30 protein-coding genes and 1 pseudogene are annotated in these 26320 nt (G+C 32.9%); 26 read left to right on the top strand and 5 right to left on the bottom strand.

Annotated features, from left to right (window positions below):
* Positions 1 to 20: 20 nt before the first annotated feature.
* On the bottom strand, positions 21 to 716 hold the full coding sequence (locus BN2667_RS05820; protein ID WP_054252391.1) for a helix-turn-helix domain-containing protein: 696 nt from the start codon (positions 714 to 716) through the stop codon (positions 21 to 23).
* A gap of 145 nt (positions 717 to 861) precedes the next feature.
* On the opposite strand from BN2667_RS05820, the gene BN2667_RS05815 reads away from it, so the two are divergent.
* The 12 genes from BN2667_RS05815 (at position 862) to BN2667_RS05760 (ending at position 7582) form a co-directional block, all read left to right on the top strand.
* The gene (locus BN2667_RS05815; protein WP_054252390.1) at positions 862 to 1086 is read left to right on the top strand and encodes a DUF739 family protein; all 225 of its coding nucleotides are present in this window, start codon (positions 862 to 864) and stop codon (positions 1084 to 1086) included.
* On the top strand, positions 1074 to 1262 hold the full coding sequence (locus tag BN2667_RS05810) for a hypothetical protein (RefSeq protein WP_054252389.1): 189 nt from the start codon (positions 1074 to 1076) through the stop codon (positions 1260 to 1262). The genes BN2667_RS05815 and BN2667_RS05810 overlap by 13 nt, the downstream gene beginning before the upstream one ends.
* Positions 1263 to 1386: 124 nt before the next feature.
* The gene (locus BN2667_RS05805; RefSeq protein WP_054252388.1) at positions 1387 to 2736 is read left to right on the top strand and encodes an AAA family ATPase; all 1350 of its coding nucleotides are present in this window, start codon (positions 1387 to 1389) and stop codon (positions 2734 to 2736) included.
* Between the two features lie 184 nt (positions 2737 to 2920).
* Positions 2921 to 3190, top strand: coding sequence for a hypothetical protein (locus tag BN2667_RS05800; RefSeq protein WP_054252387.1), 270 nt, complete (start codon positions 2921 to 2923; stop codon positions 3188 to 3190).
* A gap of 29 nt (positions 3191 to 3219) precedes the next feature.
* Positions 3220 to 3456: a hypothetical protein gene (locus BN2667_RS05795; RefSeq protein WP_054252386.1), complete on the top strand. Its 237-nt coding sequence runs from the start codon at positions 3220 to 3222 to the stop codon at positions 3454 to 3456.
* Positions 3456 to 3644 carry a hypothetical protein gene (locus tag BN2667_RS05790; protein WP_054252385.1) on the top strand — a complete coding sequence of 63 codons (189 nt, stop codon included), beginning with the start codon at positions 3456 to 3458 and terminating at the stop codon, positions 3642 to 3644. Before BN2667_RS05795 ends, BN2667_RS05790 begins: the two co-directional genes overlap by 1 nt.
* A gap of 94 nt (positions 3645 to 3738) precedes the next feature.
* Positions 3739 to 3972: a hypothetical protein gene (locus BN2667_RS05785; protein ID WP_054252384.1), complete on the top strand. Its 234-nt coding sequence runs from the start codon at positions 3739 to 3741 to the stop codon at positions 3970 to 3972.
* 7 nt (positions 3973 to 3979) lie between these two features.
* Entirely contained in the window at positions 3980 to 4204 is a 225-nt protein-coding gene (locus BN2667_RS05780; RefSeq protein ID WP_054252383.1) for a hypothetical protein, read from the top strand.
* 182 nt (positions 4205 to 4386) lie between these two features.
* A complete protein-coding gene (locus BN2667_RS05775) occupies positions 4387 to 4791 on the top strand; it encodes a DUF4355 domain-containing protein (RefSeq protein WP_054252382.1) in 405 nt (134 codons plus the stop codon).
* Positions 4792 to 4804: 13 nt separating this feature from the next.
* Positions 4805 to 5644, top strand: a complete 840-nt coding sequence (locus BN2667_RS05770) for a hypothetical protein (RefSeq protein ID WP_054252381.1) — start codon at positions 4805 to 4807, stop codon at positions 5642 to 5644.
* 106 nt (positions 5645 to 5750) lie between these two features.
* Positions 5751 to 6728 carry a sigma-70 family RNA polymerase sigma factor gene (locus tag BN2667_RS05765; protein ID WP_054252380.1) on the top strand — a complete coding sequence of 326 codons (978 nt, stop codon included), beginning with the start codon at positions 5751 to 5753 and terminating at the stop codon, positions 6726 to 6728.
* Between the two features lie 332 nt (positions 6729 to 7060).
* On the top strand, positions 7061 to 7582 hold the full coding sequence (locus tag BN2667_RS05760) for a cysteine hydrolase family protein (RefSeq protein WP_054252379.1): 522 nt from the start codon (positions 7061 to 7063) through the stop codon (positions 7580 to 7582).
* Between the two features lie 63 nt (positions 7583 to 7645).
* Here BN2667_RS05760 and BN2667_RS05755 read toward each other — a convergent pair whose 3' ends face one another.
* Together BN2667_RS05755 and BN2667_RS09610 are read right to left on the bottom strand one after the other, a co-directional pair.
* Entirely contained in the window at positions 7646 to 8326 is a 681-nt protein-coding gene (locus BN2667_RS05755; RefSeq protein ID WP_054252378.1) for a hypothetical protein, read from the bottom strand.
* A 57-nt stretch (positions 8327 to 8383) separates the two neighbouring features.
* Positions 8384 to 8533, bottom strand: a pseudogene (locus tag BN2667_RS09610) (helix-turn-helix transcriptional regulator); the annotation flags it as partial.
* Positions 8534 to 8703: 170 nt separating this feature from the next.
* On the opposite strand from BN2667_RS09610, the gene BN2667_RS05750 reads away from it, so the two are divergent.
* The 6 genes from BN2667_RS05750 to BN2667_RS05725 all read left to right on the top strand — a co-directional run bounded on the left by BN2667_RS05750 (position 8704) and on the right by BN2667_RS05725 (position 14955).
* On the top strand, positions 8704 to 10056 hold the full coding sequence (locus BN2667_RS05750) for a hypothetical protein (RefSeq protein ID WP_054252377.1): 1353 nt from the start codon (positions 8704 to 8706) through the stop codon (positions 10054 to 10056).
* 5 nt (positions 10057 to 10061) lie between these two features.
* Positions 10062 to 11339 (top strand): ABC transporter permease subunit, encoded by a 1278-nt coding sequence (locus BN2667_RS05745; protein WP_054252376.1) that lies wholly within the window; start codon positions 10062 to 10064, stop codon positions 11337 to 11339.
* 9 nt (positions 11340 to 11348) lie between these two features.
* The gene (locus BN2667_RS05740) at positions 11349 to 12248 is read left to right on the top strand and encodes an ABC transporter ATP-binding protein (RefSeq protein ID WP_054252375.1); all 900 of its coding nucleotides are present in this window, start codon (positions 11349 to 11351) and stop codon (positions 12246 to 12248) included.
* Positions 12249 to 12425: 177 nt separating this feature from the next.
* Positions 12426 to 13394: an ABC transporter ATP-binding protein gene (locus tag BN2667_RS05735; RefSeq protein WP_054252374.1), complete on the top strand. Its 969-nt coding sequence runs from the start codon at positions 12426 to 12428 to the stop codon at positions 13392 to 13394.
* 19 nt (positions 13395 to 13413) lie between these two features.
* On the top strand, positions 13414 to 14187 hold the full coding sequence (locus tag BN2667_RS05730; RefSeq protein ID WP_075967894.1) for an ABC transporter permease: 774 nt from the start codon (positions 13414 to 13416) through the stop codon (positions 14185 to 14187).
* Positions 14188 to 14955 carry an ABC-2 family transporter protein gene (locus BN2667_RS05725; protein ID WP_054252372.1) on the top strand — a complete coding sequence of 256 codons (768 nt, stop codon included), beginning with the start codon at positions 14188 to 14190 and terminating at the stop codon, positions 14953 to 14955.
* An 84-nt stretch (positions 14956 to 15039) separates the two neighbouring features.
* Here the strand turns inward: BN2667_RS05725 and selB are convergent, their stop codons facing one another.
* Both selB and selA read right to left on the bottom strand, forming a co-directional pair.
* Positions 15040 to 16917 carry a selenocysteine-specific translation elongation factor gene (selB, locus tag BN2667_RS05720; protein ID WP_054252371.1) on the bottom strand — a complete coding sequence of 626 codons (1878 nt, stop codon included), beginning with the start codon at positions 16915 to 16917 and terminating at the stop codon, positions 15040 to 15042.
* Positions 16917 to 18293: an L-seryl-tRNA(Sec) selenium transferase gene (gene selA, locus BN2667_RS05715; protein WP_054252370.1), complete on the bottom strand. Its 1377-nt coding sequence runs from the start codon at positions 18291 to 18293 to the stop codon at positions 16917 to 16919. The genes selB and selA overlap by 1 nt, the downstream gene beginning before the upstream one ends.
* A gap of 323 nt (positions 18294 to 18616) precedes the next feature.
* Between selA and BN2667_RS05710 the strand changes: the two genes are divergently transcribed.
* The 8 genes from BN2667_RS05710 to grdD are packed head-to-tail and all read left to right on the top strand — an operon-like array spanning position 18617 to position 26099.
* Positions 18617 to 18985 carry a GrdX family protein gene (locus tag BN2667_RS05710; RefSeq protein WP_054252369.1) on the top strand — a complete coding sequence of 123 codons (369 nt, stop codon included), beginning with the start codon at positions 18617 to 18619 and terminating at the stop codon, positions 18983 to 18985.
* Between the two features lie 13 nt (positions 18986 to 18998).
* Positions 18999 to 19940, top strand: coding sequence for a thioredoxin-disulfide reductase (gene trxB / locus BN2667_RS05705; protein ID WP_054252368.1), 942 nt, complete (start codon positions 18999 to 19001; stop codon positions 19938 to 19940).
* Between the two features lie 11 nt (positions 19941 to 19951).
* Positions 19952 to 20269, top strand: coding sequence for a thioredoxin TrxA (gene trxA / locus BN2667_RS05700; protein WP_054252367.1), 318 nt, complete (start codon positions 19952 to 19954; stop codon positions 20267 to 20269).
* 15 nt (positions 20270 to 20284) lie between these two features.
* A complete protein-coding gene (locus BN2667_RS05695) occupies positions 20285 to 21574 on the top strand; it encodes a glycine/sarcosine/betaine reductase component B subunit (protein WP_054252366.1) in 1290 nt (429 codons plus the stop codon).
* A 35-nt stretch (positions 21575 to 21609) separates the two neighbouring features.
* Positions 21610 to 22080 (top strand): glycine/sarcosine/betaine reductase complex selenoprotein A, encoded by a 471-nt coding sequence (gene grdA, locus BN2667_RS05685; RefSeq protein ID WP_082380208.1) that lies wholly within the window; start codon positions 21610 to 21612, stop codon positions 22078 to 22080.
* A gap of 14 nt (positions 22081 to 22094) precedes the next feature.
* Positions 22095 to 23405: a glycine reductase complex selenoprotein B gene (gene grdB, locus BN2667_RS05680; RefSeq protein WP_082380207.1), complete on the top strand. Its 1311-nt coding sequence runs from the start codon at positions 22095 to 22097 to the stop codon at positions 23403 to 23405.
* A gap of 9 nt (positions 23406 to 23414) precedes the next feature.
* Positions 23415 to 24962, top strand: coding sequence for a glycine/sarcosine/betaine reductase complex component C subunit beta (gene grdC / locus BN2667_RS05670; protein ID WP_054252361.1), 1548 nt, complete (start codon positions 23415 to 23417; stop codon positions 24960 to 24962).
* 3 nt (positions 24963 to 24965) lie between these two features.
* On the top strand, positions 24966 to 26099 hold the full coding sequence (gene grdD, locus BN2667_RS05665; RefSeq protein WP_054252360.1) for a glycine/sarcosine/betaine reductase complex component C subunit alpha: 1134 nt from the start codon (positions 24966 to 24968) through the stop codon (positions 26097 to 26099).
* Positions 26100 to 26320: the final 221 nt, after the last annotated feature.

Raw genomic sequence — 26320 nt, 5'->3', positions numbered from 1 at the left:
CCTTTCTTTGACTGTTGGGGTTAGTCTATATTGTTTAAATTGTCTAGTAAGCTATTTAATGTTGATGTTCTGTTTTTTTGATTATCATCAATTGTCGCTGATTCTAATAGATCATTAATGGCTGGAATTTTGCTTGAATCTCCTATTTTTATTATTTTGTAATCACTGCAATAGAATTCTGTCATTGCATCAAATTCAATGTCAGTCTCCACATAATAAAGATGAATAACAGTTTCAATATCTATTAGTACATAGAAATTACCTGAAATATCAGTGTAGTATACGTTATAACATATATTCTCAGCATCAATATCTACTATTTCACTTAGTTTTTGGAGAAAATAGTTCCTGTTGAAAACCCTAGAATAATTTTCAAGCAATCTGTCATTAAACTCATTGTAGTTCTTTGATGGATCGTCTTCATACCATTTAATAGTATTGTCATCAGTTTTCTCAGTTAACCTTTTTACAATTTCTTCTTCTTGGGATTTTTCACTAATTCCTAGAAGGTAGTTAGTAGAAACATTAAAATAGTTAGCTAAAGCTTCTACTATTTTTAAATCGGGAATGGTAGCCCCATTTTCTTCTCTTTCATAATAGGAAATATTTCTATTTGAAAAATTAATATCATAAAGCTTTTTTAATTCACTAGATAACTCTTTTTGTGTTAGCTCTTTTTCAGTTCTTAATTTCTTTAATTTTGTTGAAAAGCACATTTTAAAACCTCCTCATAAAACAATTATAAACTTTTTCCGTAAATTTGCAATAAAAACTATTGACAACAGTAAAAAAACACTTATAATAATAATTAACGGATACAGTAAAAAGTAAATACCGTAAAACAGGAAAGGAGGTGTAAAAGTGAATCCAAACAAATTAAAGGCTAAAATGGTTGAGTGTGGAGATACTCAAGTAGACCTAGCGAAAGCTATTGGCATAAGTGCATCTAGGTTAAACTTAAAAATTAATAATAATGCACAATTTAGACAAGAAGAAATAGTAGCTATAAGTGAGAGATATAAGCTTACTGCTATTGAAATTGGGGAGATATTTTTTAATACTGGAGGTGTAAAATGTCAAGATTAGCGACTATTGATGACGTTATGGATATGTTAAGCGTCAAGCAAGGTAAGGGATATCAGATTATTAGAGCCTTAAATCGTGAGCTTGAGGATCAAGGTTATATGACTGTTAATGGTAGGGTCCCTATAGACTATTTAAAAGAAAGGTTTAATTTAAAAGATGATGATGTTAGGCAGTAGGAAACAAAAAAGGACCATGGCCTATAAAAGTTCCCCAACTAAAAGCCATGGTCTAAAGAAAGGATAAATTAATATCCTTTCTAATTATAGCATATTTATTAGAAAAGAGGTGAGGAATTTTTGAATGAATTTAATTACAGAAGATTTTAAACTTATTGAGCAAATAAAGGCAGATGATAAAGATTATTTTAATGGCCTTTACAATTCTTCTAAGCTTGAATTTTCATCAATTGAATCTTATAAAGAGGCTTATAGCAATTTTTTAGCTTATTGGACGGCCAAGGACGGGGAACAGATGAAAAGAATTATTGTTAATTCTAAGCCTTATAAGACTTTTAATGATGTTGATGATATTGATGACTATATTAGCAGGGCAATTTCAAGTTGCAAGAAAGTGAATAAGAATAAGCCTAGGCCAGTTAAATCTAAGTATAAGGCTATATCTTTTGAAGATATAGAGGCTAAAGATGTAGAATGGATATGGTTTCCATGGATCCCTAAAGGCTGTATAACTGTTATAGCTTCAGAACCTGGAACAGGTAAGACTTATTTATCCTTGAATCTTGCAGCAGTATTGTCAAGTGGTGGTTATATAGATAACCCCAATTCTATATTCTATGGATTAGATTTTAAAGAGTATAAAATTATATACCAAAGTGCTGAGGATAGTCCTTCAATGTTAAAAAACAGGTTAGAGGGTTTTAAAGAAAAGCCTAATTATAAAAATATAATTATGATGTCAGAAGATGAAAAATCAACTAACTATAAAGATAAAGAACTGGAAAATTTTATAATAGAACATAAGCCAGATATTATAATCTTTGACACTTTACAGGCATTTTTACCACCTAATACTAAAGGTAATGATCAAGCTAGTATGAGAGAGGCCCTCAATCCTTTGTTTTACCTTTGTGAAAAATACGATATGACAGTTATATTGCTGGCTCATACAAATAAAAACACTGGAGCAAAAGCCATTAATAGGGTTACTGGATCAATAGATACAGTTGCCGCTGCTAGGAATGTTTTGGCCCTTGCTAGAGATAGGGAAAGTTCATTAATAAATTTATGTGCAGTAAAAACTAACGTTGCAGATATAAGAAAAATAAAAACAATACAGTTCCATATTGATCCAAAGGCGGGCGGAATTGTTTTTGACGGATATAGTAATTTATCAGCAGATGAAATAATGAATGATTTTGAAGTAAGAAGAGCAGCACCTAAAAAAGATAAGGCAAAGGATTTTCTTTATGAATTGTTAGAAGACGGGCCAATGCTAAAAGAGACAATTGTACAAAAGGCTGAAGCTGAAGGAATATCAAACAGGACACTAGAGGAAGCCAAAAAGGAATTAAACATAAAGTCTAAGAGATATGAGTATCAAGGCCATTATTATTGGGGCTGGCCTGAAGATCTTGAAAATTTTGTAGTGCCTATTCAAGAAGAAGTTAAGTTCTCTATAGACAATAAATAAAATGTATTCTAGTTATAAATGGCTAAATATATATATATGTACTAGTTAACATAAAAATGTATTCTAGTATAAAGTAGCATGTTACTAGCTAACATTGTGTAAGCTAGTGAAGTAAAGTAAAATAGCCAACATTAGCTAGTTAACACTCTAATATAGGAGTATAGAAAAAAGAAAGGATAAGTAAATGGAAAAGAAATATAAACAAATATGGGTTTTAAGTTTTCTTGAAGATGACGAAATAGAAAGTCATGTAAATGGAACATTAAACTATTTGCAAGATTACGGCACGGAGATATTAAGCATTAAATATAATGCAGTAGCTTATGGTGAAGATCCATATTATAACGTATTTATATTGTATGAAGGTACAGAGGATAGCTACGAAAAAATAAGAAATTCAGGCGGAATATGTTATTTGGGAAATAGCGTTGCATATGATAAGCCACAAATATAACCCCAACTAAAAGAAAGGATAAATTTAAAATGTTATTTATAAACGAAAAAGATATTAGAGAAATTGCGACAGAAGGTGGAATAGTTTTAAAGAGTCCTGAGGACTTTGCTTTGATTGTTCGAGGATCTTTAAACTGTATTGATATTTCATTAGATGACGAGACAGAAGTTAATTGGCTTCTTATGATGATTTTTGAATGTGGTAGACTTCAAGGTCTTAGGGAAAGATCGTATCTTGAAGATGGTTTCACTTTAGGGCTTCGCTAATGAAGTATGTTATGGTTAATTTAGATAAGCCTGATTCTTGGGAAAATAATTTTATTTTAAAAAATTTGACTATGGGTGAGGTTTATAAGATTGACACTTTAAATATTAAGGGCAAGGCTGTTGCTGTTGTTTATTATTGTACTAAGCCTAAGAGGTATGAACATGATGATGTAGATATTTACAAGTAAAAATTTTTGTATGTTTTTTAGGGCTATAGGTTTATTAATTGTAGGCTTATAGTCCTAAGCTTCTTGATGGTTACTTGGTTAGGAGGTGTTTTTATTGGGGAAAAAATATTCTAATAGATTGAATACTATTGCAGGTGTTAATAGGTTCTTGCAAAGGATCATTATTGATCTTGCTAATGATGAAATTGATGAGAGTAAGGCTAGGGCCTTGGGCTATTTATGTAATATTAGGCTTGTAGGCTTTGAAAAGGCTGAGCTGGAAGAAAGGTTGAATGATCTTGAGGAAAAAATTAATTATAGTGCTGATAAGCTTAAGTTAGTAAAGTAGGTTAAATATGAGTTTTAAAAGAAAGCTGATCGAACTTGAAAATAGGTTTAATGAGGCTAATGTTAGCTTGCTGGCTATTGTTTCTAAGGACAAGGCGACTATAGATGTTACTATTAACGGGATCTATAGGCAAATTGTTTGCGATAGTGAGGAAGATGCCTTATTGCAGATTGATAGTTTGAAGAAACAATTTAATATTAAGTCGTCAGTTGTAATTTTTGACGATATTTAAAGGTCGCTTATTAGTGGCCTTTTTTTATTTTATGTTATGTATTTTATTAAGTGCTATTATTCCTATATAATGACACATACTACATATAGTTGAAAATCCTTTAAAATTGAAAAATATATCAATATATAGTATAATTAAGTTACTGCTATGATGCAGGAAATACTTTATAAAGGGGTTTTATAATGGAAGCAAAAGAAACTAATCAAGAATTAGGACAAGACCACGAAAGTGGCGAAAAGTTATTTACTCAAGATGAGGTTAACTCTATTGTTCAAAAAAGAGTTGCTAGGGAAAAAGATGCTAGCAATGAGGACTTAGAGGAAAGGGAAAGATTATTGCTTGAAAGGGAGTTAAAGGCTGATTGTAGGGATGCCCTTTCTGAATCAGGGCTATCAATTGAGTTTTTAGATCTCTTTAATGGAGAAACTAAGGAAGATGTTGATACTTTTGTTAAAAGGGTTAAGGAGATCACTGACAGCGTGAAAGGTTCTGAAGATAATAGATATATTCCTCACATTCCTGAAGTTGGATCTTCTGTAAAGGGAGACCCTATAAAAGAAGCTTTTAAACCTCCTACTGTTTTGTAAAGGAAGGTGAAAAATGGCTATTGATTTAGCTACACAATATTTGCCTTATGTTGATGAGCAGTTTACTACTGAAAGTAAAATGGCCCTAATTTCTAATAGGGACTTTGATTTTACTGGTGCCAATACTGTAAAAGTGTATAAGATTAATACCGCTCAACTTAATAATTATGATAGAGACGGCGAAGGTAAGTACGGTTTTTCTAGGTATGGAAAAATTGAAAATCTTGGCGGGTCTACTGAAGAGTTTATTATTAATAATGACAAGTCTTTTACTTTTGCTATTGACAGGCTAGATGAAGATGAAACTAAAAGAAATCTTCAAGCTGCTTCTGCATTGGCTAGGCAAATTAGGGAAGTTGTTATCCCACATAGTGAGCATAGTGCTATCGCTAAGATTTTAGCAGGTGCTGGAACTAAGGCTGAGGCTTTAAAGCTTACTAAGGAAAATATTTATGATGAAATTTTAAAGGCCAATAGTGTGTTAGATGAGGCTAATGTTCCTACTTATGGTAGGGTACTATTAGTTAATGCTAAGACTTATATGCTTTTAAAACAGAATAAAGATTTTCTAATGAGTACAGATATAGCTCAAGATATGAAGATTAAAGGGGTTATAGCTATGGTTGACGGCTTGACTGTTGTTAGGCTTTCTGAATCTGTTTGCCCTGATAATTTTGGCTTTGCTTTAGTACATCCAAGTGCTATTGTATTTGTACAAAAATTAGAGTCTTATAGAATCCATGAAAATCCACCTGGAATCAGTGGAGCATTGGTTGAAGGTAGGATAGTCTTTGATACTTTTATCTTAGACAATAAAAAGACTGCTATTTATTCTCAAGTAGTACAGATCTAAAAAATAAAAATTCTCTAAACATATAAAATTTCTTAACATTACGTTTTTTTATAAATGGCTGCATATAATAAAAATATGTGGCCTTTTACATATCAAGGGGGCTTTTATGGATAATTTATATCAAGCTTATATTAATGAGATCAAAAAAATAAATGTTCTAACAGCAGATGAAGAGATTGAATTGGCTAAGGAAATTGAAAAGGGAAATGTTGAGGCTAGAGATATTTTCATTAAAGCTAATTTAAAGTTGGTTGTTAGTATTGCCAATAGTTTTCATTCTAAGAGTTTAACAGCTATGGATCTAATTCAAGAGGGAAATATAGGACTTGTTGAAGCGGTTGAAAGTTTTGATTATAGAAAGGGTAACAAGTTTTCTACTTTTGCTAGTTGGAAAATTAAATCGGCTATTTATAGGGCCATTGAAAATAAAGATAATACTGTTAGGATCCCTGCCTATGCCTTTAAGATTTTAAATGACTATAAAAAGATACAGGGAGACCTAGAAAAGAAATTATTAAGAGAGCCTACTATAGAGGAAATAGCCTACACTATGAAAATATCTGTTGAAAGCCTTAAGAGCATATTGCCCTTTAAAGATAGGCTAGTTTCTTTAGATATGCCTATAGAAACATTAGAGGGAGATTATTTGCTTGTTGATCTGATAGAAGATGAGGAAGCAAGCTTTGAAGATGATTTAATAAACAACCTTGCATCTCAGGAAATTAGAAAGGAAACTAGGGGCCAGCTATCTGAAATTGAATATATTTTACTATGTAATTTATTTGGTATAGGAACCTATGGCAAGGGAATGAAAGAAATTGCTGATTTACTTGGTTGTCCTATTAAAGATATTAAATCTATTAGGGACAGGGCTTTTAAAAAGCTTAGGACCTGTAAGTATTTTATTAATTATTATAATGAGTTCTTAGATCCTATTTCTTATTATGGATCTCCGTATGATTTTGACAGTCTTAGATCAAAGACTAATAAGGTTTCTGATTTTACGTCATATCTAGCTATTAATAATATTGAAATGGAGCAAAAGGCTATGAAAAAGTTTTTAATCAGGAATCAAGGGAAATAGCCTGTATTATTTAGGCTGATATGGTATAATATATATAATCTTAAAGAACGGCCAGTGTTATTGGCCAACAAATTAGATCTCCTAGGGATCCTTTTTTTGATACTATTTTGATACTAAAAGAGTTTAATCTGTCTTAAATTGATAGAAAAAGCTATATTTATATAAATAGAAATGGCTATAAATACACGTTGTAAAAGCTATAAAAAGCTTATACTGTCCCCACTCGTCTTCGCCATGACCAACTATAAGACTTACTTGTAGTTGGTTTTTTTATACTTAATGTTATAATGAAAATAGAAAAACTTAAGAAAAAAAATAAAATAGGAGGAAAAATGAAAGACATCTTAGTTGTAGTAGACATGCAAAAGGACTTTGTAGACGGAAGCCTGGGAACAAAAGAAGCAAAAGAAATTGTAGCAAATATGCTAGACCTAGTAAAAAACTTTAAAGGCGACATATACTTTACCAAAGACACCCATGAAGTCGATTACTTAGCTACTCAAGAAGGAAAAAATCTTCCAGTAGAACACTGCATTAAGGGAACAAGTGGATGGGAAATAATTGACGCCCTAAAACCTTATGCAAATGAAGATAATATTATTGACAAACCAACCTTTGGCTCTAAAGACCTGGCAGAAAGATTAAAAGAGATAAATGACAAAGAGGGAATAATATCAATAACTCTAGCAGGTCTTTGCACAGATATTTGCGTAATCTCAAACGCCATGGTCCTAAAGGCCTTTATGCCAGAAGTTCCAATAAAAGTTGTAGAGTCTGCCTGCGCAGGAGTCAGCCCAGAAAGCCATAAGAGAGCTCTAGATGCAATGAAAGTCTGCCAGGTTGAAATAATTTAAAAAACAAAGAAAGAGCGTCTAAGAATTTGAGAAAATTCAAAAGATACTCTTTTTTATTTTATTCTATTGGAATTTCAACATTTTTTCCTCTAAAAACTTTAAAAAATCTTCGTAGCCAAAAGCCATAGCCAAGGACCTACTTATCTCAAAAGAATTTTTATAATTTTCATCTCCTAGCTTATATTCAATTAATCCCTTTTCATAGTAAGTACTATGAAGTTTAGAAGAATTCCTATATTTATTAGAAAGAAAAATTGCCCTATTTATTACAGCCAAGGCTTGCTTATATTCATTATTTCTAATCTTAAAAATCGCTAGGTTATGAAGACTTGATACATATAGCTGAGACTTCTTGTCTAAGTTTTTCAGTAGAAATAAAAAAACTTTTTTTGAAAAATCAAATTCCTTTAACTTACTTAAAGTCAAGGCAATGTTCATTAAAATTCTCAGCTCAAAAGTATTATAAGTATAAGTTTCAAAGTTATTAATGTCGAATTTTTCAATAGTTAAGCTTAGAGCTTCTAAAAAGTTTTCATAAGCCAGCTTATAATTTTTATCATTGCTGTCTAGGTATATCCCATCTAAGAATAAAATAATTTGATACAAGTGTGTAGACAGATCCTCATCGTAAGAAAAATTATCATAAAGGTTATTTAATATATCCAAAACTTCAGTAAGGTTAGAAAATTGATTATTGTCTAACATTTTCTCTACTAAAATTTCTAGCTCAGAAATGTCTTTCATATTAAAATAATTTTCTAAACCATAAGATGAAGAAAAAGTTTTTAAAAGATCAGTTTTTAAAACAGCAGAAAGGGCAAGTAAAGTGTTTACAGAAGGAACATGGTCTTCATTTTCAATTTTAATTATAGTATTTTTTGAAACTCCAGAGAGATTTGCTAAATCAACTAAGGATAAATTTAAATTTTGTCGCCTTTCTTTTAAAACAATAGCTAAATTATTAATATATCATCTCTCCTTTAAAATGTAAAGTGCAAACATTTGCGCTTTTTAAAATTCTATATCCATGTTAATATTATCTTAGCATGCTTAGAATGTAAAATCTATATTTAAAGCTAAAATCCAAATTTAAAAAAATCATTTTACTAAGGAGGTATAAATTGGTCTATCAAATTAAGGCGCTTTTTAAAAACAAAATTACTTTTTTATTGTTAGTCCTAAGTTTTACCCTATCTTTTACAGCTATTTATAAGATTTATCAAAGGGTCAATCTTCCCAATGAAGGGGTTTATTTGTCTTATCAAGATTATTATGTTCAGGCCTATAAAAATTTAGCCTATGAAGAGAAGTTTTTGGACCTAACTGATCCCTACCAGGAAAATTATTTAAAGTATTTAAAGTGGACTGTGGACAGGAGGCATAAGCTGGGGAATTTTTACTTAGATTCTTATAAAAACCACAAGGCCGACATTGATGCCTACAAGGATCTTTATTTAATGGCTGAGATGAATATTTCTATGGATAGGGGAGTGGGAGATGAAAGTCTTCGGGAAAGATATGGAGACAGCTACTTAGACCTTGTTAATAAAGACTTGTACGACTTTGATTTAGACTTGTTAGAAGAGTATGGGATGAATTATTTAAATTATGCAGAGGTCAAGTCCTATGCCTATCCTGTTTATAAGTCTTTTGTAATGGGGCTTGACCACAGGTTTGATTTAAAGGAAAAGGGCTATAGGGAAGTGGATTTTTTCACGGAGTCTCCATGGACTTATTTGGCAGAGATTTATTCTAAGAATTCTATTAAGGGCAAGGTATTTTTCCCCTGCTTAATAATTTTTTCTACTTATGTTGTGAACCTAGCTAGACAGGAGAGGACCTTTAATCTTTTAGCTAGCAAAAAGGGAAAGAGGTCTTTTGCATTTAGGAATTATGTTTTACTTAGTTTTATTATGCTTTTAATAGTTGTCTTTTTTTCTGATCTTATTTCTATTTTATTTATGGGAATAAAAAATGGTTTTGCTGGTTTAAAAAATCCTATGTATATTTATAGAGATGGCTTAAAATCTTTTTCAACTTATGAAAATATAGGAGCTTCGGCTTTGAGTCTAGGACTATCTGACTTATATCCACTTCCTAGCAATAGCCAAGAATACTATTATCTTTCAGACCTATATCAACTTGAGCTTTGGAAATTTTTAGGCTTAAGTCTTTTGATGGATATTTTAAAACTAGGATTTTTTGCTGTTCTAGGTGCCTCAATAGGGCTTATTATTAAAAGTCCCTTGCTTTCAATTGCCCTATCTAGTTTTTTAGCTATGGTGGGAATTATTTCTGGCCAAGTAAGGGGAGCTTGGCATTTTCTCAATGTATTTTCTATTAATACTGGTTGGAACCATGTTTTAGGTTGGCCTAGATTTTCTTGGGCCTGGGCAACTTTGTTGTTGTTAATAAGTAGTTGTCTTGTTTATTTTGTAGCTGCTAGTGTTTTTAAGAAAAGGGATTTGGTGTAGGACTTATGAAAAATTTAATGAAGAATGAAAGAAGATTATTTTTAAACAAAAGATTTTTTATAGCCCTAACCTTTGCCCTTGTTAGTGTATTTTTTCTAAACCAAAGGGAGTATATAAACTTTTACCAGTCTTATTACCCTAATATGCAAAGCGTCTACAAGTCTTATCTTATTCCACTTGAGTCAGCTCAGGTGAGATACGAAGTTGAAATAAAGGCCTACAAAGACAAGCTGCAAAATTCATCTGAAGATGAAAAAGAAGAGATTAAAGAAATAATTTCTGACCTTGAAAAAAAGGAAGAAAAATACAAGGACCTAAGCGGCCTAGTAAAACCTCTGTCTTTAAATTTAAAACAAGTTCAAGATAGGGACTTTATAGACAAACAGTTTTTTGTTATAGATCAATATATTGAAGAAAATTTTATCGAGGATATAAAATCTAAGGGAAGAGATGGCTACGAAGAGGGCTTTGCCCTTTATTCAGAACTAGACTGGGCCAACAGGGTCCAAAAAAGAATCTGGGACCAAAGTCATGAGGATAATATTCCCTACGGAGAAATAACTGCCAGTGAAGCTGTGTCTTATCTCCTTGATGGATCAATAAAGCACTATTATATTATTGCCATTGGCTTAATATTATTTTTAAACTATGATATATGGTCAAAGGAATTTTCTGACAACGAGGGGAAAATGATTTTGACCCTAGCCTATAAGAGAAAAAAAGTTTTTGCATCTAGGTTTATTGTAAGATTGTTATTTACTCTCTTAGCCCTCTTGCTTCCAATTTTAATTTTATTTGTCTACATGTCAATAAGATACAGGCCAGGCTTTGGTGGAACAGTTTCAGTAAGTGCCCTTTTAGGCCAGTGGAAACTTTCTAATGGACCTCTTATAGCCAGCCTTGAAAATTTAGACTTTCTAGCAGTTAATAAGATTGTACCTATTTGGAAGGCCAACCTTTTAATTTTAATTTTATTCTCAATGTGGTCAGTTTTGATTTTTTCTCTTCTAAGTCTTTTAGATTTATTTTTTGAAAATGGAATTGTCACTATCTTGACAGGTTTGGTTTTAGTCTTTGTGACTGTTGCTGCAAAAAAACTTTCTATTTTTAATATCGGGACTTATCCTATGCAATACAACTTGCTCTATGGATTAGAAAGAGAAGGACTTTATAACTATAAGGCCCTTAGCCATACCTATGAGGCCTATCTTTTAGTTACTATTATTGGCAGCATTATTTTATATTTACTTGGAAGTCTGGTACTAAGGAAAAAAAGAGTTTAGGAGCGTACAATGGAAAAATTTTTACTTGTAGATAATATAAAAAAATCATTTGGACAAAAAACTGTATTAGATGGCATAAGTTTTGAAATAAATAAAAATGAAATTGTTGGACTCTTAGGTAGAAATGGATCAGGAAAATCTACCTTGATGAAAATTATTTGTGGCCTACAAAATCCAAGTTCAGGAAATGTTAGGGTTTGTGACTTTGATATAAAAAAAGAAAGAGAAAAAGTTTTAGAAAACCTTGGAGTTTCTATAGAAAACCCAGCCCTCTATACATCACTTTCTGGCCTAGATAATTTAAAACTAATGGCAACTTGGACTAATTCGCCTAAGGAGAGAATTGACGAAATGGTAGCCTATAGCGGCCTAGGTCACAAAATAAATTACAAGGTTTCAACTTATTCAATGGGAATGAAAATGAGATTGATGTTGGCCATGGTTTTAATGTCAAAGCCAAAATTAATTATGCTAGACGAGCCAATGAATGGCCTAGATCCTGATGGAGTAATAGAACTGAGAAAAGAACTTGAAGACCTAAGAGACCAAGGCTGTGCAGTATTATTATCATCCCACCAACTTTCAGAAATGGAAAAAGTTACAGACAGAATAGTTATGATAGAAGGAGGCAAGGTTGTCCTAGACGATTATATTGGAGACTTAAAAAACACCAACACCTATCTCATTAAAACATCAGACAAGGAAAGGGCCATTAAAGAACTAGAAACATCAGCTTATAAAGTAGAACCTTGCAAAAATCCAGACAAAAAAGACTACTTAGAAGTAGCCATAGAAGGTGAGAAGCTAGAAGCCCTAATCCTGTCTTTAGTTGAAAAGAAAATTAACGTTTTAGACATAGAAAAGTCCTTTAGAACTCTAGAAGACCTATATGAATCTATAATTTCTTAAGAGACTTGAGCGAAAACTAAATTTGAAAAATGTAATAAAAACAAAACCTTGTAATTTCCTTTTTTTCTCTCAAATATAGTATATTATTAAAGTAAGAAAAAAGAGAGAAAGCTTGTATGAAAAAGTATTTTTTACAAAGATAAAATTATTATAAATCTAAATATTTAAGGGTGAAGAATGGATCAGGTAATAAGAGTCGAAAATTTAGTAAAAGAATATGACAATAAAAAATCAAATAAAAAAATAAGGGCAGTTAATAATATTAACCTGAGAGTCAATAGAGGAGAAAAAGTTGGCTATATAGGTTTAAATGGAGCAGGGAAGTCAACTACGATAAAGCTTCTGACAGGTTTGATTTGCCCAACTTCTGGAAAAATAAATATTTTAGGTTTTGAGCCTTTTAAGGATAGAAAAACTTATGTCAACCATATAGGAGTACTGTTTGGGCAGAGAAACCAAATGTTTTGGGACTTAAAGGTTAAAGATTCATTAGAGTTTAATAGACATATTTATAAGTTAAGTGAAGACCAGTATGAAGAAAAGATTAAGTTTTTTAACAAATATATTGACCTAGAATCACTTATGGACTCAAAGGTTATGACCCTATCTCTGGGACAAAAAATGAGATGCAATCTTGCAATGGCCCTATTACATTCGCCAGAAATCATTTTTTTAGATGAACCTACTATCGGTATTGATATTTTTGTTAAAGACGAAATAAGAAATTTAATTAATGAAGTAAATAGGAGTTTTAATACTACAGTCCTATATACATCCCACGATATGAAGGATATAGAACAAATATGTGACAGGATAATTATTTTAGAGCAAGGAAAAATTATTGAAGATCTACCAATTCAAAAATTCAATAATAAATATGGTGGAATAAAAAGAGTAAAATTATTTTTTGATGGCGATGAAGAAATAGAAACTTTAGAAAGTGAATTATGGAGACTTAGTTCTTATAAGTTTATTTCTTTTGATCTTGATAAAAGTCGCAAAAGTTTAAGTTGTTCTTTTAATGACAAGGAAATAAGCACTTTAGATCTTTTAAAGACTTTTCAATCAATTGGTCTTTGTATTGAAAATGCAGAAATCAACTCTTCTAGCTTAGAAGATGCAATAAAAAACATTTATCAATCATAATTTTTTTAATAGGTGTGCGATGATCAAATACTTATCTATAATAGGAATTTCATATAAGAATTCTGATGCTTATAAATTTAAGCTGCTGTTTTATTCTCTAACAGGCATCGTTTCTTTCTATATTTATTATTCTTTATGGAAGTCTCTATATAGTAATCACAACTTTTTTAATGGTTATAGTAGTAGCGAAATAATTTTATATTTTGTACTTTCATTTGTATTGCAAAGTATTTTACCTAGATGGATTTCTATGGAAATAGGCTGGAAGGTAAAGAGGGGTGAAATAGCAGATGTTTTATTAAAACCTTTGGATTTTAAAAAATTTTTTTTATTCTATAGCTTTGGAGATGTTATACATACCTTTATTTTTATGGGGTTGCCGTTAATATTATTCTATTTAAAGACAAATACTTTATTAGCTTGTGCCAATCCAGCTATGTTTATTTTGTCTATTATTTGCTCTTATGTTATATCCTTTAATTTGTATTATATTTTAGGCTTAATGAGTTTTTGGCTAATTAATATTTGGGGAGTTTTTATAACCTTTGACTTAATATATTTATTTTTTTCTGGGGCCTTTATACCTCTTGATTTTATGCCAAGCCAGATACATTCTTTATTTAATCTTCTTCCATTTAGAGCTATAGTTGATATACCTATTAGCTATTGGCTTAGAGAGGGAATTGGCATAAAAAATCTTTTTTTCCAGATTTTTTGGTTATTAATTTTAACTTTTCTATCAAAGGTTATTTACAAAAGAGCTAGAAACAAAACTGATGTCTATGGTGGTTAAATGACTAATATATATTTAAAAGTATTTATAAATAGAATAAAAATTTTAATGGCAGCAAAGTACGATTTTATTTTAGGACTTAGTTCATCTTTAATTAAGGCACTTTTAAGTATAATTTTTTTGCGTTTTATACTTTTAAAATTTAATAGCATAGAAGGCCTTGAGGATAATGTGCTTATGTATATTTACTTTTCAATAGAGCTAGTAAAGTCTTTTATAAATTTATTTTTTATGGGGATTATTACCTTTTCTAGTTCTTATATTCAAAAAGGTGACCTAGATATGTTATTAATAAAACCAGTAAATAAAATTGCTTATATTATTGCAGATAACATAAATATCAAAGAGTTTCCAAATGTTGTTGTTAACTTAATAATTTTTTTAATCACATTGAAGAAATTAAGTTTTTCTATAGGGACTAAGCTTATTTTATTTGTCCAACCGCTAGTGATTGTAGTTATAATTTTTTCTCTCTTACTAATTATGAATAGTTTTAGTTTTAAGTACAAAGATACTTTAATGGCGAATAAATTTATAATAGAACTTTTAGACTTTTCTAAATATCCATTGACTATATACGGTGTACTTATTAGAAAAATTTTTACATTTATTATTCCTTTAGCGATTTATAATTATTTACCGATAATAAATCTGCAATCAATATATATATATTTTCTACTAGGGATTTTTGTAGCTGGAGTATTTTTATTTATATCACAAAGGGTATTTAATAGGGCTTTTATTAATTATGAAAGCTCAGGTTCATAAGATAAGTATAAAATGATATACACAAGGAGACCAAGAAAATTAATTTGAAAAAAACTAAAATTTCCAATAAAAAGCCCTGTACATTTAGTACAGGGTTCTTTTGTCGTCTGATCTCTTTGTAATTTTTTCGTCGTCAAAGTGCTCTAAAAGGGCCAGGGCCATTTTTCTGGAGAAGCCGTTTAGGTCTCTAAAGTCTGCTACTGTTATTTCCTTATTTTCTTCTAGGTAGCCAACTAGTTTTTCTTTGATTTTTTGGTAGTAGTCTCGTCTTAGGACAAAGGAGTCTACTTTTATAACTTCATTTTTTAAAAGGAAGCTTAGGGTTTTCTTTTCTTCCTTAGTTGAGGCAAAGTCTGAGCCTTTTAAGAGGCCAGGTTCTGCTTTTTTTAGTTTTTCTAAAATTTCTTCAGAGATTTTCATGTGGTCGTCAGACATTTTTACTTCAAAGTCCCTTAGGCTGACGTAGACTTCTTGGGTTTTAATTTTTTCTTTTAAGACGCTAGAATCTAAAAGGGAGTTAAAGTCTTTTGGATTTATTTTTTTTCCAACTTTTTCTCTTAGCTCTTCTTTTTTCATGCCAGCTACTAGAGGATTTTCCTTGTGGTAGACCTTTAGGGCTGAAGTAATTTTTTCTCTTAAAGTTTCTAAAAATCTTCTAGAGAAGTAAAGGTCGTTTATCTTATATATTTTTTCTTCTTGAGAAAGTTTTTCTAAATTTTTTTCTATGTCTGCTTCTAGGTGGCCAGTGTAGGAGTAAAGGTCAGCAAAGGATGTTCCAAATTCTCCTCGGTCAATGTAGTCGTATACCATTTCTTCTAGGCCAAACTTTTCTTTTTCTAAAAGGTCTTTTAGGTGGTCGGTGTCCTTGATATTGTACTTGTCTGAAATTGTCTCTAAGACTCTTCCTCCACCAATTGTTGCAACAGGTGAGTAGGACCTTAGGACAAATGGGTCGCCAATTTTACAATAAACTGGCTCTTCTAGGCGAAGTTGGACAAAGGCCTCGTCGCCTTTTTTTATATATTTTTCATTGAGGGGAACAATTCTCGCTAGGACTTCTCTAGTTCCTAAAAAGACCCTAACCCTAGACCAGTGTTCTAAAACTAGGTCAGTGTGGTTGGATAGTTTTAGTTTGCAGTCAATTATTGTAGACTCAACTAGGGAATTTTTGCTGGCAATAGTATCTCCTCTAGAAATTTCTTCCTTAGACAAGTTTGAAATATTGAGGGCAGTTCGTTGCCCTCTGTAGGCTTTTTTTACATCTTCGCCGTGGACTTGGATGGACCTAATTTTTACTTCTTTCTTTGATGGATAAAGTTCGTAAGTTTGGTCTACAGTGATTTCTCCTTCTAAGAGAGTTCCTGTTACAACTGTTCCTAGTCCTTTCAGAGAAAAGGACCTGTCTACATTTAATCTGGTTGATAAATCTATTTCTTGGTCCTTACTTTCAACTTCAGCGTATTTTTCTTGGATAAGTTTAATAAGTTCATCTAGGCCTCTTTTCGAAAGAGAATCGACTTTAACTATAGGGGCGTCATTTAAAATTGTGTCCTTTAGTCTGTGCCTAATGTCAGCTTCAACTAAGTCTAACATTTCTTCGTCAACTGTATCTGCCTTAGTTATAACTATAATAGAAGACTTTACTCCCATGTAGGTTAAAATTTCTGCGTGCTCAAGGGTTTGGGGCATAACTCCGTCATCTGCTGACACTACCATTAAGACTATGTCAATGCCAACAGCTCCAGACATCATATTTTTTACAAAACGTTCGTGGCCTGGGGCGTCAATTATGCCAACTCTGTTGCCGTCAGGTAGGTCAAAGTAAGTAAAGCCTAAGTTTATGGAGATCCCCCTTCTTTTTTCTTCTTCAAGTTGGTCTGTGTCTCTTCCTGTTAGGGCCTTTATTAAGGTGGTTTTTCCGTGGTCAATGTGGCCAGCTGTGCCTAAAATTATATATTTCATTAAACTTTATAGTACTCCTTTAATACTTGAACAATTTTTTCAAAGTCACTTTCGTCAATAGTTCTCAGGTCTAGGTGGACTTGGTCCTTGTAGACACTTGTAATTATATGGTAGGGAGACAGTCTTAAAAACTCTTCTAGATTTTTTGAGTCTCCTTTAGTTTTTATTGAAAGTTTTTTTGATGGTAATTCTTCTTCTGGATAAGCTCCACCGCCAACTAGAGAAGAAGCATCTTCAAGACTTAAATCAATTTGTGGAATCTCTTTTAAAATCATGTCTCTTAATTTTATTGCCTTTTTTTCAATTTCTTCTAGAGGCATGGAGATCATTCTAAGGGTAGGATTATTTTTCATTAACAAGTCTTCGTCTAAGTATTCAAACAAAGTTGCCTCTAAGGCAGCTAAAGTTAATTTTCCAACTCTAAAGGCTCTAAGGAGTTGGTTTTTCTTAATCTGATCAATTAAATCTTTTCTACCAACAATAATTCCACCCTGAGGACCACCAAGAAGTTTGTCACAGGAGAAACTTACTAGGTCGATGCCTTCCTTGAGACACTGAGAAACTGTTCTCTCTCTTGATAGGCCGTATTTACTTAGGTCAATTATAGATCCTGATCCAAGGTCTTCTAAAACTAAAAGGTCCTTATTCCTAGCCAGGTCTTTTAGTTCTGGTGCAGTAACTTCCTTGTGAAAGCCTAGGACTTTAAAGTTAGAAGTGTGAACCTTCATTAAAACTTTAGTTTCTTCGTTTATTTGTCTTTCATAGTCTTTAAGATGGGTCCTGTTAGTTGCACCAACTTCAATTAATTTTGTTCCAGACCTTTCCATAATTTCTGAAACCCTAAAGGAGTCGCCAATTTCTACTAGCTCTCCTCGGCTAATAATTGTTTCCTTATTATAGGCCAGGGTGTTTAGCATTAAAAATACTGCAGCAGCATTGTTGTTTACAATTATTGCATCTTCAGCACCTGTTAGGTGTTTAATTATGTCTACAACTTGTTTATATCTAGAACCTCTTTGGCCAGCGTCTAGGTCGTATTCTAAATTTGAATAAGATGAAGAAATTTCAACTAGCCTTTGGCAGGCGTTTTTAGAAAGTAGGGCCCTGCCTAAGTTAGTGTGAAGGACAACTCCTGTTGCATTAATTGTCTCTTTAAAAGAATAGTAGTCGCCCTTGGCTAAAGTCTCTTCAATTTTTTTGTAAACATTTTCTTTTTCAAAATCAAAATCTGGATTTGATTTTATTTCATTTCTATAGTCATCGAAGATTGAAATTGCTATATATTTAATCAGGTCCTTAGACGCATCTATATTTTCATTTTCAAAGTAACTAAGCACATCATTGACCTGAGGAATTTTTCTGTATTTGTTAGTCATAGTCTCTCCTTATAAAAGTCTGAATAGTTATAGAAAAAAATTATAGATATCCCAAAAATCTTTAAGAATTTCTATAAATCATCTTGATTTATTCACTAGCTTATTATATTATAATTATAGGTGAATATTTTAATTAGTTCAAGTTATATCAGCTAGAGATTTTTCTTAAAGCCCTTTAGAAAACCATTCTAAGTAAGTGAAAATTTTTTAAGAATTATGTCTAACTATTTTAATAAAGATACTAAGGCTTTTTAAGATGCACCTAAAAAGAGGCAAAGCTTTTCTTTTTCAGCTGAGCCAATAATTTTAAAGGATAGATTATTTTGAAATTAATAACTAACAATAAGAGTTTTTTAGCCTATAAAAAAATTCCAGTGGAATTTATAGACGGCTCTTACTTAGATGTTTTTACTAGGGTGAGAGACTATGTTCACAAAAACTATAAGGTCGTAACCCATCCTCTCTACGGAAATATTCCACCAACAACAACTCTCTTTAGGTCAGTTGTTATTGAAGAAGGAGGAGATTCTATAGACCTTGAGTCTTTAGAGTTAATAGAAAATTCTATTATAAAGGTAGAGAGAATTATAAAAACAGATAAGGTCAAGGAAATTAATGACGATATTGAAAAAGATCTAGAGTTTATCGACTACACTTTAATTAGCGAAACTTTAGAAAACATAATACTTTAAGGAGGTTTTTACCATGTATGATTTAGTAATTATTGGAGGAGGTCCAGGAGGACTGTCAGCTGGCCTTTATGCAGGCAGGGCTAGACTAAACACTCTTATAATTGAAAAGGGTTCAATAGGTGGCCAAATTGGAATTACTGATTCCATTGAAAACTATCCAGGATCTCTAGTTGGAGAACATGAATCTGGAAAAACTTTAACTGAAAGAATGAGGAAGCAAGCTGAACACTTTGGCTGTGACTTTGTTTTTGAAGATGTAGTTGAAGTTGATTTAAAAAGCCAACCAAAAAAAATTACTCTTGGCAATGGAGATGTAGTTGAAGGTAAATCAGTTATAATTGCAACTGGTGCCAGCCCTAGAAAGCTTAATGTACCTGGAGAAAAAGAATTTTCAGGTAAGGGAGTATCTTACTGTGCAACATGTGATGCTAACTTCTTCGAAGACTTTGAAGTCTTTGTTGTAGGTGGAGGAAACTCTGCTGTTGAAGAGGCAATTTATTTAAAGAAATTTGCTAGAAAAGTTACTATTGTTGTAAGAAGAGATGTTCTAAGATGTGACGCTGTTGTAAAAGAAGAGGCTGACAATACTGAAGGCCTAGAATTTATGTACAACACATCTATTAAAGAAATCCATGGCGATCCTCTAGTAAATAAACTAATCCTTGTTGACAACAAAACAGGAGAAGAAAGTGAATATTTAGCTGACGAAGACGACGGCCTAATGGGTGTATTTGTCTTTGTAGGAACTGACCCACAATCTGAAATTTTCAAAGGTCAGGTTGAAATGACTGATAATGGTAATATAATTACTGATGAACTAATGAGAACTAATATTCCACTAGTTTATGCAATTGGAGATGTTAGAGACACTCCACTAAGACAGGTGGTTACAGCAGCTAGTGATGGATCAATAGCAGCTGTTACTATAGAAAAAGAAATAAAGACATTAAAGTAAAGGAGGAAAAAATGTTAGAACTAGATAAGAAAAATTTTGACGAAGTGGTTTATGATTCAGAAGGTTATGTGTTTGTAGACTTTTGGTCAGAATCTTGTGAACCATGCAAGGCATTAATGCCAGGTGTTCACGAACTTGCAGAAAAATATGGTGACAAAATTAAATTTGCATCTCTAGACATTACTAAGGCTAGAAGAGCTGCTATTAAATGTGGTGTACTTGGCCTACCAACAATGTTAATGTTTAAAGATGGCGAAAAAGTTGACACTATAGATGCAGACACAGCTACTATAGAAAATATAGAAGCTATGATCAAAAAATATTATTAATTTAAAGGAGGACCTATGCGTCTAGAATTAGGTGAAATCTTTATTAAGGATATTAAGTTTGCTGAAGAATCAAAAATTGAAGACGGCATTCTTTTCCTTAATAAAGAAGACCTTGTTCGAGAATCAGGCTTTGAAGAAGACGAATATCTTGAAGATATAGACTTTGACATCGTCCATCCAGGAGAAAGTGTAAGAATCACACCTGTTAAAGACGTTCTTGAACCAAGGTATAAAAAAGAAGGCGGAGAATTTTTCCCAGGAGTTTTAGGAAAAGTTGATACCGTAGGATCAGGTAAGACTATTTGTTTAAAGAATATGGCAGTAATGACTACTGGTAAGATTGTTGGTTTCCAAGAAGGAATTATCGACATGACTGGACCAGGAGCAGACTACACTCCATTTTCTAAGTTAGTTTCATTAGTAGTAGCTACTAATCCAAAAGAAGGAGTTAAGCAACACAACCACGAACACTCAGTTAGAATGGTTGGCTTAAAAATTACTAGATTTATTGGAAGCCTAGCTAAGGATCTTGAAGCTGAAGAAGTTAAGGTTTATGAAACTAAACCTCTACTTGAACAAGTTAACGAGTATCCAGACCTTCCAAAAGTAATTTATGTTTATATGCTACAAACTCAAGGTCTACTACACGACACTTATGTTTATGGAGTAGATGCTAAGAAGATTATCCCAACATATCTATATCCAACAGAAATTATGGACGGGGCAGTAATCTCAGGTAACTGTGTATCAGCATGTGACAAAAACCCAACTTACGTTCATTTAAACAACGACGTAATTAAATCACTTTACGAAGAACACGGAAAGACTTTAAACTTCCTAGGAGTAGTAATAACTAATGAAAATGTATATCTAATGGACAAGCAAAGATCATCAGATACTACTGCTAAATTAGTAGAATTCTTAGGTGCAGATGCAGTAATTATTTCTCAAGAAGGATTTGGTAACCCAGATACTGACTTAATAATGAACTGCAAGAAGATTGAAAAGAAGGATATTAAAACAGTTATAATAACTGACGAATACGCAGGCCAAGACGGACTAAGCCAATCTCTAGCAGACGCTGACCCACTTGCTAATGCTTGTGTAACTGCAGGTAATGCAAATGAAGTTATTGAACTTCCAAAACTTGACAAGGTAATTGGAGATATCCAATATGTAAACATCATTGCTGGTGGTAATGACAAGTCATTAAGAGAAGATGGAACTATAGAAGTTGAGCTTCAAGCTATAACTGGAGCTACTAACGAAACTGGTTTCACTAAACAATCAGCAAGAACTATTTAAAAATTTAGAATTTAGAAAAGGAAAGAAGAGGAACTATGAACTTATTAGAAAACAAGAAAATAGTTATCATAGGTGACCGTGACGGTATACCTGGACCAGCTATTCAAGCTTGTGTTGAAACTGTAGACAACACAGAGGTAGTATTTTCAGCTACAGAATGTTTTGTCTGAACTAGTGCCGGAGCTATGGACCTAGAAAACCAACAAAGAGTAAAAGATTTTGCTGAGCAATATGGCCCAGAAAATATTGTTGTTATTTTAGGCGGAGCTGAGGCAGAGGCTGCAGGTCTTGCAGCTGAGACATGTATAGCAGGAGACCCAACTTTTGCAGGACCACTTGCTGGTGTAGAATTAGGGCTAGCTTGCTACCACGTAGTAGAAGACGAAATGAAAGAACTATTTGACCCAGATGTTTATGACGAACAAATTGGAATGATGGAAATGGTTCTTGATGTAGATGAAATTGTAGAAGAAATGCAAGACATCAGAGAGGATTTGTTAGGATAATAAAGGGGTAACAAATGGCAAAAATTAAAGTTGTGCATTATATCAACCAATTCTATGCAGGTATTGGTGGAGAAGAAAAAGCCGATACAAAACCTCACATAGCCGAAACCCTACCACCACTAAGTGTTCAATTTCAACAAAAACTTGGTGATGACTTTGAAATAGTGGCAACAGTAGTTTGTGGAGACACTTATTTCAATGAAAATATGGAAGATGCGAAAGCAGAAATCCTAGGCTTTGTAAAGAGTTTTGAACCTGACTTCTTTATAGCAGGACCAGCATTTAATGCAGGTAGATATGGTGTTGCTTGCGGTACTATTACTGCAGCAGTAAAAGAAGAATTAAATATTCCAGCTATGACAGCTATGTATGTTGAAAACCCAGGTGCAGACATGTTCAAGAAACAAGTTTACATCATTGAAACAAAAGATAGCGCAGCAGGAATGAGAAAGGCCATTAAGGCTGTAACAGCTTTTGCACAAAAATATGCAAAAGGCGAAGAAATTGGCGATCCAGAAGTTGAAGGCTATATGCCACAAGGTAGAAGAAAGAACTTTTTCACAGAAGAAACTGGATCTAGAAGAGCCGTTAATATGCTTATAAAGAAAATTAATGGCGAAGAATTTAAGACAGAATATCCAATGCCTGAATTCGACAGAGTTGAACCTCACGAAGCAGTAAAAGATATGTCTAAGGCTAGAATTGCTTTAGTAACATCAGGTGGTATTGTTCCAAAAGGAAACCCAGACCATATTGAATCATCTTCAGCTTCAAAATATGGCAGATACAGTCTTGCTGACATTGATGATTTAACTCCAGAAAATTCTGAAACTGCCCACGGTGGTTATGACCCTGTTTATGCAAACGAGGACTCAGACAGAGTTCTTCCAGTTGACGTACTAAAAAACATGGTCAAAGAAGGAAAAATTGGTTCCCTACACGATTATTGGTATGCAACAGTAGGAAACGGTACTGCAATACTATCAGCAAAACAATACGGTAGAGAAATAGCTGAATACCTAAAAGAAGACAAGGTTGACGCAGTTATTCTAACCTCTACGTGAGGTACCTGTACACGTTGCGGTGCAACAATGGTTAAAGAAATAGAAGCAGCTGGATTCCCAGTTGTTCACGTATGTACAATTACTCCAATTTCAATGACAGTTGGAGCAAATAGAATTGTACCTGCGATAGCTATTCCTCACCCTCTAGGCGATCCAGCCTTAACAAAGGATGAAGAATACAAGTTAAGATATCACTTAGTAGAAAAAGCTTTAAAAGCTTTAGAAACAGAAGTACAAGAACAAACAGTTTTCGAAGACTAAGGAGGCAAAATGAGTTTTCCTGTATTGAAATCTGCAGGGTTTGTACTAGTGAATACTCCCGACATGGTTGTAAATGCCGGGAGTACTTTCACTACTGAAAAAATACTAAATCCTGACTCAGATTTATTAAAAAATGCAAAAGACCACATAAGATCTTTTGAAGAATTTGTTAGTTATTTACCTAATCAAATTTATATCGGTAATGAAAGACCAGAAATGTTAGCAGGCCACAAACTTCCATATTCAGCTATCGACTACAAGTCTGATAAAGTTATGGGAAAGATGGGCTCTATAGTAAGAGAAGAAGAATTTATTGGTGCTATGAAGTACTGTGATGAATTCGACTTAGTTATCCTATCAGAAGCCTATGTTAACAAATATAAGGACCAAGTTGAAAAACGCTTTCCAGAATTAGAAAAATCTTTTGGAAAATTAGTTGCTGAAGATACTTCTAAGGGAGAAGACCTAATTGCAAACGACAAGGCTATGGGACTTTATCTTGAAGGCGAGCTAGTAGGTTATGTTCGTCAAGCTCATGACACTGACGTAAACTTAAATGCCCACACTATGTTTGAAAATATAGTTTCAAAAACTTCAGCAGTTATTGCAGCCATAGAAACTTTTAGACATTCAGAAGTTAAGAGAGAAGAAATTGACTATGTAATTGAATGTTCAGAAGAAGCCTGTGGTGACATTAACCAAAGAGGTGGAGGAAACTTTGCCAAGGCTATAGCAGAAATTGTAGGAATTGGAAACGCAACAGGATCAGACATTAGGTCTTTTTGTGCAGCTCCAGTTCACTCAATAATTCATGCAGCAGCTATGGTTAAGGCTGGAATTTTTAAAAATGTTTTAGTTGTAGCTGGTGGATCAACTGCAAAACTTGGAATGAACGCCAGAGATCATATAAAGAAGGACCTACCAATTTTTGAAGACGCTGTAGCATCTTTTGGTGTAATTATTTCTGAAAATGATGGCGTAAGCCCAGTTCTTAGAACTGATATCATCGGTAAGCATACTGTTGACACAGGCTCATCTCCACAAGCAGTTATTACTTCACTAGTACTTGAACCACTAAAGAGAAATGGCCTAAAGATTACAGATATTGACAAGTATTCACCAGAAATGCAAAACGCTGACATCACTAGACCAGCAGGAGCAGGTAATGTTCCAGAAGCTAACTACAAGATGATCGGTGCTTTAGCAGTAATGGAAAAAGAAATTGATAGAAAGGGTCTAGCTGACTTTGTTGCAAACAAAGGATATCCAGGCTGGGCACCAACTCAAGGTCACATTCCATCAGCAGTTCCATATTGTGGTCACATGATTACTGACCTAACAACAGGAGACTATAATAGAGCAATGTTAATTGGTAAGGGCTCTCTCTTCTTAGGAAGACTTACTAACTTATTTGACGGAGTTTCAATAGTAGCAGAAAGAAACACTGGTAAAGTTGAAGAAGATTCAGCTGCAGGAAACAATGAAGATGTAGTAAGAAAAGTTGTAGCTGATGCTATGAAACAAGTAGCTGAAAAGATCTTAGAAGAAGAGGAATAAGCCATGGACAAAAAGAAAATAGCTCATTCAATTATGAATTTAGCAGAATCTTTAGAAAGTGGCGTCTTAAAAGACAATATAAAAATTGCAGTTACTAATTTTGGCTCAGAACTTGGAGTAGAAAATGTCAATGAGGCAATTCTTGCATCTAAGTCAGCCTTATTTGATATAGTTGTTGTAGGTACACCCTTAGAAGGCTTTGAATCTTATGAAGCCTGTGGCGATGATGAGGTTGCCAAGGTTTTAGAAGACCTTTTTAACAAGGGAGAAATCCAAGCTGCTGTTACTATGCATTATCCATTTCCTATAGGTGTTTCAACAGTAGGAAAAATAATAACCCCTGCCTTTGGCAAGGAAGTATTTTTAGCTACAACTACAGGTACAACCCATGCAAAAAGAGAAAAGGCTATGGTTTTAAATGCCATTAACGGTATAGTTGTTGCTAAGGCCAATGGCATAGAAAATCCAAGTCTTGGAATTTTAAATATCGAAGGGGCAGTAACTGTAGAGAGAAAACTTAAGGAACTAAAGGAAAATGGCTTTGATATTAACTTTGCTAAGTCAAAAAGATCTGACGGTGGATCACTACTAAGAGGTAATGACCTAGTAGCAGGAGTTCCAGATATTTTAGTCTGCGACTCTCTAACAGGAAATGTTTTAGTCAAGACCTTTGCTTCTTATACTTCAGGTGGTTTTTATGAAACTACAGGTTATGGCTATGGACCAAGTGTTGGTGAGGGCTATGACAAGGCAGTTTTTATAGTATCTAGGGCATCAGGTGCTCCAGTAATTAAAAATGCCATCTCCTATGCTTATGATAGCGTAAAGGGAGACCTAGTTAAACTTTCTAAGACCTACTATGAAAAAGCTAAAGCTGCTAAATTAGATGAAATTTTAGAATCACTAGATGACAAGGCTAAGGAAGAACTTCCACAAGCCCCAATGCCAGACAAAGAAATAGTTACAGAATCTATTGGTGGCATTGATATATTAGAAATAGAAAATGCAGTTCAAACACTTTGGGCTGAAAAGATTTATGCAGAATCAGCCATGGGTTGTACAGGTCCTATGGTAATGGTAAGCTCAGCAAACATTGACAAGGCTAAAGAAATTTTAGCAAATAAAGGCTTTATTTAGGCCCTAAAAGTTAGATATCCTTTTAGGATATCTTTCTTTTTAGCTAATATATAGACTTATTAAATATATAAGCGACGTTTATAAATTTATTTAATAGCCCAATAAATAAGTTTAAAGCTTACAGGTTAAATTTTAAAAATTTATATCTTAAACAAAGAGCGAGAGTAAAACAAAGACAAAATAATAAACCTTTTCACTTTATTGTATTTTGTCCTTAGAAT

The organism is Neofamilia massiliensis (assembly GCF_001299475.1).
Lineage (GTDB): Bacteria > Bacillota > Clostridia > Tissierellales > Peptoniphilaceae > Neofamilia > Neofamilia massiliensis.
This window is presented reverse-complemented; position numbering and strand designations above follow the sequence as displayed.